11 protein-coding genes are annotated in these 11,829 nt (G+C 37.5%); 9 read left to right on the forward strand and 2 right to left on the reverse strand.

The window, feature by feature from the left end; translation table 11 throughout:
* Positions 1 to 33: 33 nt before the first annotated feature.
* The 6 genes from JR347_RS13980 to JR347_RS18440 all read left to right on the forward strand — a co-directional run bounded on the left by JR347_RS13980 (position 34) and on the right by JR347_RS18440 (position 5,749).
* Positions 34 to 1,020 (forward strand): M23 family metallopeptidase, encoded by a 987-nt coding sequence (locus tag JR347_RS13980; RefSeq protein ID WP_205721210.1) that lies wholly within the window; start codon positions 34 to 36, stop codon positions 1,018 to 1,020.
* A gap of 29 nt (positions 1,021 to 1,049) precedes the next feature.
* Complete coding sequence (locus JR347_RS13985) at positions 1,050 to 2,024, forward strand: M23 family metallopeptidase (protein ID WP_205721211.1); 975 nt, start codon at positions 1,050 to 1,052, stop codon at positions 2,022 to 2,024.
* Positions 2,025 to 2,105: 81 nt separating this feature from the next.
* Entirely contained in the window at positions 2,106 to 3,224 is a 1,119-nt protein-coding gene (locus JR347_RS13990; protein WP_205721212.1) for a CapA family protein, read from the forward strand.
* Between the two features lie 2 nt (positions 3,225 to 3,226).
* Positions 3,227 to 3,565, forward strand: a complete 339-nt coding sequence (locus tag JR347_RS13995) for a MerR family transcriptional regulator (RefSeq protein ID WP_205721213.1) — start codon at positions 3,227 to 3,229, stop codon at positions 3,563 to 3,565.
* 16 nt (positions 3,566 to 3,581) lie between these two features.
* Positions 3,582 to 4,691: a DNA-processing protein DprA gene (gene dprA / locus JR347_RS14000; protein WP_205721214.1), complete on the forward strand. Its 1,110-nt coding sequence runs from the start codon at positions 3,582 to 3,584 to the stop codon at positions 4,689 to 4,691.
* Complete coding sequence (locus JR347_RS18440) at positions 4,688 to 5,749, forward strand: tetratricopeptide repeat protein (protein WP_205721215.1); 1,062 nt, start codon at positions 4,688 to 4,690, stop codon at positions 5,747 to 5,749. Before dprA ends, JR347_RS18440 begins: the two co-directional genes overlap by 4 nt.
* Here the strand turns inward: JR347_RS18440 and JR347_RS14010 are convergent.
* Complete coding sequence (locus tag JR347_RS14010; RefSeq protein ID WP_205721216.1) at positions 5,743 to 6,381, reverse strand: tetratricopeptide repeat protein; 639 nt, start codon at positions 6,379 to 6,381, stop codon at positions 5,743 to 5,745. The genes JR347_RS18440 and JR347_RS14010 overlap by 7 nt on opposite strands.
* A 63-nt stretch (positions 6,382 to 6,444) precedes the next feature.
* Positions 6,445 to 7,299: a hydroxymethylglutaryl-CoA lyase gene (locus tag JR347_RS14015; protein WP_205721217.1), complete on the reverse strand. Its 855-nt coding sequence runs from the start codon at positions 7,297 to 7,299 to the stop codon at positions 6,445 to 6,447.
* Positions 7,300 to 7,427: 128 nt separating this feature from the next.
* Here JR347_RS14015 and JR347_RS14020 point away from each other — a divergent pair, with 128 nt between their 5' ends.
* Genes JR347_RS14020 through JR347_RS14030 form a run of 3 tightly spaced genes read left to right on the forward strand, consistent with a single transcriptional unit; the run spans position 7,428 to position 11,829 of the window.
* Positions 7,428 to 9,218: a DUF1800 family protein gene (locus JR347_RS14020; RefSeq protein WP_205721218.1), complete on the forward strand. Its 1,791-nt coding sequence runs from the start codon at positions 7,428 to 7,430 to the stop codon at positions 9,216 to 9,218.
* Positions 9,219 to 9,221: 3 nt separating this feature from the next.
* A complete protein-coding gene (locus JR347_RS14025) occupies positions 9,222 to 10,949 on the forward strand; it encodes a DUF1501 domain-containing protein (RefSeq protein WP_205721219.1) in 1,728 nt (575 codons plus the stop codon).
* Between the two features lies 1 nt (position 10,950).
* Positions 10,951 to 11,829 (forward strand): outer membrane beta-barrel protein, encoded by an 879-nt coding sequence (locus JR347_RS14030; protein ID WP_205721220.1) that lies wholly within the window; start codon positions 10,951 to 10,953, stop codon positions 11,827 to 11,829.

Below are 11,829 nucleotides of genomic sequence, written 5' to 3' on the forward strand. Positions count from 1 at the left end.
GCACAAAAATAAGAGTTTTAGCTTAGATTTTACATGGCGCGAATAAAATATTACTACGATACTGAAACCTGCCGGTACGAGAGAGCGAAAATCACAAAATCCGATGTTATATTGAATTTTTTGGGGTTTTTGGCTGTGGCTTTGGTAATGTCTGTTACCATGGTAGTAATATATAACACCTACTTCGAAAGCCCTACTGAAGCAAAGCTGAAAAAGGAAAACAGAGAGCTTCAAAAGCACTATCAGGTTTTACAGGGAGAATTAAATGAAGTTGAGGATGTAATTGCCGCCTTAAACGAGCGCGATAACAATATTTACAGAAAAATATATGAAGCGGAACCTCTTCCTTCCACAGTACTAGAGGCTGGACATGGTGGTGCGGTAGAATACAAACATATTATTGAGAAAGGGTTACGTGATTCTAAGCTTGTGGCTGGAATGAGCAACCAAATAGACAAGTTGAAAAGAAAAGCGAATATTGTCAATCAATCGTTTGACGAGATTATGTCTTTAGCCAAAGAGAATGAAGAGTTACTTGCGGCAATACCTGCCATTCAGCCTATTCATAATCCAGATTACACCAAACTAGCATCAGGTTTCGGTAATAGAATTAATCCATTTCATAAGGCGAGAGTAAAACATGAAGGTATAGACTATGCCGCGCCAAGAGGCACAGAAGTATATGCTACTGGAAATGGTAAAGTGAAATTCATTAAAGTAAATAGTTACTTACAAACAGGCTTTGGTAATTACATTGAAATAGATCATGGTTTTGGTTATGTAACAAGGTATGCACACTTGAATGCTGTAAGTGTAAAAGAAGGTGACGTTGTTAAAAGAGGACAGGTAATAGGTAAAGTTGGAAGCACGGGAGGATCAAGTGCCCCTCACCTGCATTATGAAGTAATCAAAAATGGAAAGAAAATAGACCCAATCAATTTTGTTATAAATGGCTTAAATAATCGAGACTATGTAAAACTAACCGAGCTTGCTGCTCGTGAAAACCAATCTTTCGATTAATTTTTTAAACTAAGAATCAACAACAAATCATGGCCAAAATCAGGTACTATTATAATACAGAAACGTGCAAATACGAGCCTATCAAGGTAACGAAAGGTGCAATGTTTCTGAATATACTAGGATTCTTTACGGTATCATTAATAATGGCTCTGGGTATTATTTATGCATATAGAGTCAACTTTACTCCTGTTAAAGAATCAATCCTTATTGAAAAAAATACTTCATTAAAACTGGACTGGGAAGTATTAAATGAAAAATTAGCTAACGCCTACACCCTTGTTGATGAACTTCAATTTAAAGATGACAATATTTACCGTGTAATTTTAGACACAGAGCCTATTCCTGCAACCATTAGAGAAGGTGGTGTTGGTGGTCATAACAAATATGAAAAACTGGTTGAACAAGAGCTTGAAGAACCTAAGTTGATTATTAATGCCTATCAAGATGTAGACAACCTTAAAAAGAAACTTTACATTCAAAGTAAGTCATACGATCAAATTTCAGATTTGCTTAGTGAAAAAGAACGTATGTGGGCTTCTAGGCCAGCTATTCAGCCAATTAATAATAAGGAATTAACAAGGTTACATACCACATTTGGTAGAAGGTTCCACCCTATTCTAAAAAAATGGAAAGAACATGAAGGACTTGACTTCACCGCTCCTACTGGAACTCCGGTTTATGCTACTGGCGATGGTATAATTACAGCAGCTTACAGATCAAGCAGTTATGGTAATGTACTATTTGTGAATCATGGGTATGGATATCAAACAAGATATGCTCACCTAACTGAATACATTGTTTCTCGTGGAGAAAATGTTAAACGAGGGCAAGTTATAGGTTATGTAGGCAGTACTGGAAGATCAGAAGCACCGCACCTTCACTATGAAGTGCTTTATAACTTTAAACCAATCAATCCGATTAATTTCTTCCAAAGAGACCTCGACAATGAAGAGTACGAGAAATTAATTGAAATTTCTCAACAAGAGACTATTCCGTTGGATTAATGTATGCATTGGTCTAGCTGCTTAAAGAACTTAATTTATAGCACTCTTTTCATCAACCTAGCTATAGGTTGTAAATCTTCTATGGTATCGAAAAGCACTGTAGAAAAAGACTCAACATTGTATACAATAGACTCTGTCTTTACTGAAGCTCAAACAGATACAGTTAAGACTGTAGTGTTAGTACAAGACTCAATTGAAATAAACATTCATCGGCTTTTAAAAGATACTGTCTCCATTATTGGTGTTGGTGATATAATGATGGGTACAAATTACCCAGATGCCGGTTATTTACCTCCTTCTAATGGCAGATATCTATTAAACAGTCTACACCCTATCCTAACTGATGCAGACGTTACCTTTGGCAATCTCGAAGGAGTGATATTAAACGAGGGTGGCGATGCAAAATATTGTAGAGACCCTAAAGTCTGTTATATTTTCAGATCCCCCGAAATAATTGCTCAAAACTTAGTAGAAGCTGGGTTTGATGTAATGAGTACCGCCAATAATCATGCAGGCGATTTTGGTAACCCCGGAAGAAAAAACACAATGAGGGTGCTTGATTCTATGCAAATTAACCATGCAGGGTTAGAGAGTAGACCGTATACAACGTTTATGATTGATGGAATGAAATATGGATTTGCTGCTTTTGCTCCCAATACTGGAACGGTAAGTATTCATGATATGGCTAGGGCTAAAGCTATCATAACCCACCTGGATTCTATTAGTGATATTGTTATTGCATCTTTTCATGGTGGTGCTGAGGGCAGTAAATATCAGCATGTAACGAGAGAAAACGAGTATTTCTATGGTGAAAACCGAGGGAATGTATATCAATTTTCTCATGCGTTGATTGATGCCGGTGCTGATATTATTTTCGGACACGGACCCCATGTAACGCGAGCCTTGGAATTATATAAGAATAGGCTAATAGCTTATAGTCTTGGTAACTTCTGCACCTATGCACGGTTTAACTTAAGAGGAGACAATGGCCTTGCTCCAATTCTTAAAGTTTACACCGATAGTGAAGGAAAATTTTTGCACGGAAAAATATATCCTATAATACAACTGGGTTCCGGAGGCCCTCAATTGGACTCTCAGGGTCGTGTTATCGAGAAAATTAGGGACTTAACGAAAAAAGATTTCCCAGAGACTCCAATAATGATTGACGAATCTGGCAGAATTAATTATCTTCAAAACTGATTATGCCTTACAAAGAAAAGTCAATAGAGAAGAAGTACTATTCCATTGGTGAAGTGGCAGCGCAATTTAATGTAGCTACATCACTTATTCGCTTTTGGGAAAGTGAGTTTGACTTAATTAAGCCGAAGAAAAACAGAAAGGGCAACAGGCAGTTCACAAAAGAGGATATCGAAAATGTAAAGCTCATTTACCACCTAGTAAAAGAACGTGGATTTACCTTGCAAGGCGCTAAAGATATGCTCAAGAGTAGTTCTAACGACCTTAAAGACAAAATGGACATGATTGATTCATTGACTAAGGTTAAAGAGTTCTTAGTGGAGCTTCGTAAGAACATTTCATAAATCACAATTTAATTTCATGGATCAGCAGCGTGTTTACCAAGTCGCCTTGAATTTTATTCCGGGCATAGGACACATGTTGGTAAAACAATTAGTAAGCTATTGTGGCTCAGCTGAGCAAGTATTTAAAACTACTAAGGGAAAACTACTCAAAATACCCGGTATTGGAGAGCATACAGCAAGCCTGATAAGTAGTGACGCAGTTCTTAAGAGGGCAGAAGACGAATTAAATAACTGTGAAAAACATGGGACTGAAATTCTCCTTTACACAGATAAAACCTTTCCAAAAAGGCTAAAACAAATAAATGATGCTCCATCTCTCATTTACGTAAAGGGTAAGGCTGACCTAAATAATGAAAAAGTTGTTTCAATTGTCGGTACTCGAAAAGCAACAGAATACGGCAAAAGACTAACCGAAGAACTCATTGAGCAGCTTACTCCACACAACCCACTGATTATAAGTGGCTTGGCCTACGGAATTGATATAGCAGCACACAAAGCATCGCTAAAACATAACTTATCTACTGTTGGCGTAATGGCCAGCGGTATTGACATCATTTATCCTGCAATACACAGAGAAACCTCCCTAAAAATGTTAGAAAACGGTGCGCTTATTACAGAGAATCCCATCGGTAGTAAACCAGATGCCCATCGGTTTCCAGCAAGAAACAGAATAATTGCTGGTATGTGCGATGCCGTTGTAGTTATTGAAGCAGCCAAAAAAGGTGGCGCATTAATTACTGCAAACATTGCTAATAGCTACAACAAAGATGTCTTTGCTGTGCCTGGTGATTTAAAAAATGAGTTTTCAGAAGGTTGCAATGCCTTGATTAAAAGCAATCAGGCGCACTTAATACAGTCGGCTAAGGATATAGAGTATATTATGAACTGGGAAGCTTCAGCAAAACCTATGGCACCTAAGCTTTTTGACACAACAATCCTTGAGAGCAATGAAAAGCTCGTGGTTGAGGAACTTCAAAAACAAAAAGAGGCGATACTCATTGATAACTTGAGCTGGACTACACAACTAGAGCCGAGTAAGCTCGCTTCTATCCTTTTGAATCTAGAATTCAAAGGATACGTAAACTCTTTACCAGGAAAGAGATTTAGACTTGCAACTAGAAAATGAATGAGAATTACTATCGGATTTTAGGCCTAGATAACTTCGCTAGTGATGTTGAAATAAAAAGAGCTTATCGACAGCTTGCAAAAAAATATCACCCAGATAAAAATCAAAACACCGAAGAACAGTTTAAACGAATAACTGAAGCATATAAAAAACTATCAGACCCTGCATTTAGGTCACTACAAGATGAATGGTTAAGAAACCCGACCGCTGTAAACCAGCAGGTTTATAATCGATATCAGCAAAAGCCTACTTATAGAAAAAGAACGAGATACTACACAACTGAACGTACACATTTCTCACCTAAGGTAAAGATGTATGGTTCAGTGTTTATCATCGCATTTGTGATGGCCATCATCTTAATTCCAATTGGCCTGATGTATAAAGCAAGCAGTTATCATTTTAATCAAGCTGAAGAATACAGACTTAAAGGACAGTTTGGGAATGCGTTGCTAAATTACAAACAAGCCATTACTTGGTTTGGCGAAAAAACTGAAGAAGCATCCGTTGCTGCAGCCAGAATTGGATTATACAACTTAAATAATGCTGATCAGGCTACTTTCTTTATTACTAAAGGTCTGGAATATGCTTCAAACCCTTATTTTTTAGGAGAACTACACTTTTTAAAAGGCAGAATCTACAGTTTGCAAAACGAGGTAGACAAAGCTCTGGAAGAATATCAAATTGCAGAAAACTTAGGCTATTTACAGGATAGCATTGCTTTAAATATGGGTATTATCAGAGCTTTCTATCAGGATGAGTTTGAAGAAGGTATATCTGAATTTGATAAGATTCTGGCTCAGAATATGAATAATGAAGAGGCTCTTTTCGGCAAAGCTTGGTGTACTCAGCGTTTAAACAGACCTCTCCAATCTCTTGAAATGTATAATGACTTATTAAAAATAAACCCAGAACATGTTCTGGGCAATTTTTATCGAGGGCATAATCAAATAGTTCTTGGAGATACTTTAAATGCCTGTCGAGATTTTAAAAAGGCTTATCAATTAGGTTATCAACCTGCCTTTATTTACTACTCCAGGCAGTGCGGAAACTATCAGTAAGATCCGCCATCAGCATTATAAACTCTCTCATTACATTTTTCTCTAATGAGGTCATAAGCTTTTAAATCTCCTAACTCACCAGCTTTACTCAAGTCCAAACATCCAGCCTCATGCTGACCAAACTCTAACCTAAGAACACCTCTTAAGTAATAAGCATCAATACTTTTAGGGTTTAATTCGATGATTTGAGTGCAATCAGTAATGGCATCCTGATACGCATCTAATTGATGCTTAGCCTGTCCTCGTTTATAATATGCATCCAGGTGATTTGGATTTAATTCTATAGCCTTGCTAAAATCAGAAATAGCACCAAAATAGTCTTGTAAACGGAATTTAATATTCCCTCTGGCATAATATCCTTCAGCAAACTTCTCATTCTTCTCAACAGCATTGCTAAAGTCTTTCATTGCTCCATGAATATCATCAAATTCTTCCTTTACCTTACCACGCATATAGTAGGCGAGAAAATAATTTTGATCCTTTTCAATCGCCTGATTATAATTAATGATAGCCTGCATGTACTCTCTCTTCTCGTACATGGCTTTTCCTTGTTCGGTAAATTCTTTAGCTGTCTGACTGTAGGCCATTGAGCTAAAAATGAGCATTGCTATAAGTGTGATTTGATTCTTCATAATTTTGTTTTCTCTATTTAAATAGCAGCTAAAATTATGCCGAATTCATTCGTTTTTGGATTATCAATGGTAATGATCGAATACGGCAGATGATGCCACTACACTGTTATCAAATTCTAATTTGTTTATTCCCAAATCGAGACCTTCAGCCTCTAAATAAGAAACAATTTGTTCGGTTGCAATGTTTCCCACCAGATCATCCTTAGCCATAGGACAACCACCAAAACCTCTAATTGCGCCATCAAACCTTCTGCAACCTGCCTGATACGCATACTTTATTTTATCCCTAGCCGTATTTGGATTTGAATGTAAATGAGCTCCAAATTCAACATCAGGATGATCATTAATTAAGTTTTCAAACAAATAGGTAATGTTATCCCTATCGGAAACACCAATAGTATCTGCCAGAGATATAATCGTAATGCCCATCGACTTCAAGATACCTGTGAATTTAGCAACAATTTCTTCATCAAAAGGATCTCCGTAAGGGTTTCCAAAGCCCATGGATATGTAACTAACTAACACTCTATTATTTTTAACACACAGTTCCTGAATTTCATTCAAACTATTGAGGGCTTCTAAAATGCTTTTATTGGTATTTCGTTGTTGGAATGTTTCAGAAATCGAGAAAGGAAAACCCAAATAATCAATCTCTTGAAACTTAAGCGCATCCTCAGCTCCCCTTTTATTTGCAATAATTGCTAATAATTTAGAATTCGTTTCATCAAGATTCAGGCCTTTCAGTACATCTGCGGTATCGCGCAACTGCGGAATGACCTTTGGTGAAACAAAGCTTCCGAAATCAATGGTATCGAAACCAATTTTTAAAAGCTGATTCAAATATTTTATTTTTTTCTCTGTTGGAATAAACTCTCCAATACCCTGCATTGCATCCCGTGGACACTCAATTATTTTCATATAAGTTTGATTAGAATTAAGTCAAGTCGAATATCTTCCATTTATCGATGAAATGCAAAGTCTGTCGATAGTTGATTCTTTTATTTGAATGTAATTCGATATTTTCAAGGTTTGAAAGATATTACACTATGCCACTACCATCATTAACTGAAACTTTAGGCCGTCAGCGGGCTGCTCACTTATTGAGAAGAGCAACGTTTGGCGCCTCAAAAGCACAAATTGATGAGTTTGCTGCATTTACTCCACAGGAGGCAATCTCAAGACTGTTTGATTTGACAGTTCCAGAACCAACTTTACCTATTGACACTGCAACAGGAACTGAGTGGATATCTGGCGTTACTGACGCTAATAGTGGCGATGATACGCTACAAGAATATTTGAAAAGGTGGTTTATTGGTCAGTATTTGGGTCAGAGTGTTGATGAGAACCTAAGGCTTGCCTCTACAACCAGAGAAAAAATCACACTTTTTTACCATACTTATTTTACCACCATTCAATCAAAGGTAAATGATAGCCGTGCACTCTACTTTCAAAACGCACTTTTTAGGTTATTTGCTTTTGATAAAGAAGATGTTGACAAAGAAATTCTAAACGAAGATACTAACGAGCTAGAACCAGCTACTTTAGTGCTCAACATAAAAGAGCTTACAAAGAGAATCTGCGTGGATAATGCCATGCTTATTTTCCTAGATGGAAATTTAAATGTTCAGGGCAGTCCCAATGAAAATTATGCCAGGGAAATGCTCGAACTATACACTATTGGTAGAGGTCTGGAAGGAACATTACCAGATGCCCTGGAAGAAGGTGATTATATAAACTTTACGGAACAGGATGTAAGAGCAGCAGCCAACGTTTTAACAGGGTTTGACGTTGATGACACATTCCAAAATATAGATCCTTTAACAGAACTACCCTATGGAGTTATAAAAGGTGGAGCAACGGCTACTGCGCATGAAACAAATGATTCTTTGAAAGTATTCAGCTCCAGATTAGATAATGCTCAAGTAACTGCAAACCAGGACCTTTTACTCAATGGTCAGCCAACAGAGGAAAGTGTTTTGGATGAAATCAGTCAACTTGTTGAACTTATCTATACAAAAGAAGAAACTGCCAGGCATTTATGTAGGAGGATATATAGATTCTATGTGTATTATGAAATAACGCAGGAAATAGACGATACTATTATCGCTGAAATGGCACAGACTCTTATTAACAATGATTATAAGATTCAATATGTGCTTGAAGAGTTATTTCAAAGCGAGCATTTCTTTGAAGCCGTTTCTGGAGTGGAAGATGACAAGTTCGGTGGAATAATTAAATCACCACTAGACCTTGCTCTAACAACGCTGAACTTTTTTGAAGTACAGTTACCCGATTATCAAACGGATACAGAGTTGTTTTATCAAAGGACAGGTGAAATATTGAATTCTATTAGCGACATGGGCATGAACTTATACGAGCCTTTTGAAGTGGCCGGCTATTCTGCCTATCATCAGTTTCCTGTTTATAATAGAAACTGGATTTCTACCAATTACCTCACACAGCGTTATAACTTTATTAGACAATTGCTTGAGATACAGGATGAAACATTATCTGTTGATGTCTACACTTTTGTGAGCAATACATTTAACGCTGAAGCCAACGATGCTAAAAGCTTAATCATAAACTTAGCTCCTTACCTCTACCCTATGGCCAACAACCTCGATTTTGATGTAGATGGAGGTGATTTGACTAAAGAAAGAATTAGGTTCTTTTTACAGGCATTCTTAGGATTTACTGATTATGAGGCGGAGTCTGATATGGCTTTAACCGAGTGGCAATCTTTGTATGCCGACCCTGACAATTATCTGGAAATTGGTGAGTTTTTAAAGCGACTATTTAATGCTATGATGCAATCACCGGAATATCAACTGTTTTAAGCGATGAGAAGAAGAGATTTTCTAAAAAAGATACCTATAGCAGCTGGCGCATCATTAACGCTAAACTCTATACCCGTTCGGGTGATGGCAGAAAAAGGCCATTTCCTGCGGTTAGCCGAATCAAGTACCAATGATCGGGTGTTGATTATTTTACAACTTCATGGTGGTAATGATGGCTTAAATACACTTATTCCTGTTGATCAGTACGATTTGTATTACAGTAGAAGAGCAAACATTGCCATTCCTGCGCGAAATAGCGTAAGAAAATATATACCATTAGATAGCACTTTGCCTCTTGAAGATCAGGTTGGCCTCCACCCTGATATGATAGATGCTAAAGACTTGTATGATAGAGGCCGAATGGGAATAGTACAAGGTGTATCTTACCCCAACAACAACGGCTCACACTTTAGAGGAAGAGATATTTGGCACATGGGTGGTGGACCGGATGATTACTATTCTTCAGGATGGGTAGGCAGATATCTACAGCAAGAAATATCACCGCAGATATACCCTGATGATTTTCCAAACTCCAATTGCCCTGACCCTTTAGCTATAGAAATGGGTAGTGATGTTTCACTAGTATTTCATCAACCAGGTAATATTCCAACATCTATTTCACTGGCAGGAACTCCTGATTCGTTTGCCAATTTGGTAGAAAACTTAGAAGGTTTTGACGATCAGCTGATAGATCCTAGAGGTAAACCACCTACTAACTTGGATAACACTCCTTATGGTAAAGAAATGAATTGGATTCTAGGCCTTGAGGATAAATCTGAAGATTATGCAGCCAGGTTAAAGGCAGTATATGATGCATCAAGTGCTAGCTCTGTTACTTACCCGGAGGTTTATCCATTTAATGCACCAACAGGTAGTTTGAGAAACCCTTTAAGCTCTCAATTACAAATTGTAGCTCGTTTATTAGCCGGTGGTGGAGCTGGCCAGGGAGTAGGCACCAAAGTATTCATGTTAAGAATTGGTGGTTTTGATACTCATGCAGGTCAAGTGGAAGGTTATGACCCTACAATGGGTGCACATGCGACTAAATTATACCATATAAGTGCTGCTATGAAAGCATTCCAAAATGATTTAAAGGCCAGAGGCCTTGAAGATAGAGTGCTTACTGTTACGACCTCTGAATTTGGTAGAAGAATAGATTCCAACGGTAGCTTTGGTACTGACCATGGTACAGGAGGCCCAATGATGATATTTGGCAAAGGTGTAAACCCTGGAATTACCGGAACTAATCAAGATTTAAGTAACCGTGAACGTAATGTTCAAATGCAATATGACTACCGCCAGGTATATGCCAACATTTTAAAAGACTGGATGCAGGTAGACGAAGAAGTTATAGCTAATGACATATTTTTCGGAAACTTTATTGACGGCCCGAAAGAAGATGGCGGATTTTATGAACCACTACCTGTGGCCGTGGAACAAATTACCAGCACAGAAGGATTCTTCAAAGATCGATTCAAGATCAACAAAATATATCCAAATCCGGCAGCTGGCAAAACAAATATAAGCTACTTTATCAATACTGAGAATCAAGTAAATATTCAGCTTTTCGATTTAAGAGGAAGATTAATAAAAGTTTTGATTAACGAGCGAAAAACTGCCGGAGAACATAATCAGCAGCTGGATTTACGAGGAATAGAAAGCGGAACTTATATTTTGAAGCTTGAATCAGGATTGTTAAAAGAGTCTATGAAACTAATTATAAGAGAATAGGATGAAGAAAATTTACGGTCTATTTATTTTTTTATTCGTAGCTGGTATATCTTATTCACAACCGGCTTATTTAAATAAATACAATTCAAAAAAGCCAAGTCAAGGTGATCGTTTTCTGAAAACGCAGTGGTGGCTAGGCTTTAAAGCTGGAATAAACCTTACTGAAGCAACGCCTGATGCCACGTATTCGGGCTACAGCCCTACTAATTACGATGCCTCTTTGCTGGAGAAAAAGTACGATAGCTTTGATGGGATAAATGGCCAGGCAGGTTTAGAAATCACTTTTTACCACCAAGGTTTTAGCTTTAGTTTTCAACCGAATTACAGAAGACAAACCTTTGGGTATTCTAACTCTTATGAATGGACAAGCTCAGAGGATGCAAGTAATACAATAAGCCTTAATTACGACCAAAATCATAAACTAGATTATATTGATCTGCCACTCATCATTAAATACGATATTCTAAAATCAACTAAATTGAGGCCATTTGTTCAAGCTGGTTTTTTCTATTCCACCATGGTAAGTGCCTTGAAAGAGGTTGAAATTAGTGGTGAAGATTTAGCTTCAGGCAGTGCAGGCCCATTTGAAAACCAGACTGTAATTATTGGCGCAGAAGATCTTTTTATTAAACCATCCTGGGGTTATTTATTGGGTGGCGGATTGGCCTATGACTTTTGGAATGTACGTCTAGTTTTAGATGCTTCGTATAGGATTGGTTCAACTAATATTACCAATGCTAAAAACAGGTATTCAGAAAATCAACTTTCGGGACTTGGTGATGCTATGGACGATATTAAAATGGATAACATCACCGTTAATTTCGGGCTGTTGTTCCCATTAAGATTTATTAGTAGTGATGGCCATAATGCAGTTAGATAA

It is taken from the genome of Fulvivirga lutea (assembly GCF_017068455.1).
GTDB lineage: Bacteria > Bacteroidota > Bacteroidia > Cytophagales > Cyclobacteriaceae > Fulvivirga > Fulvivirga lutea.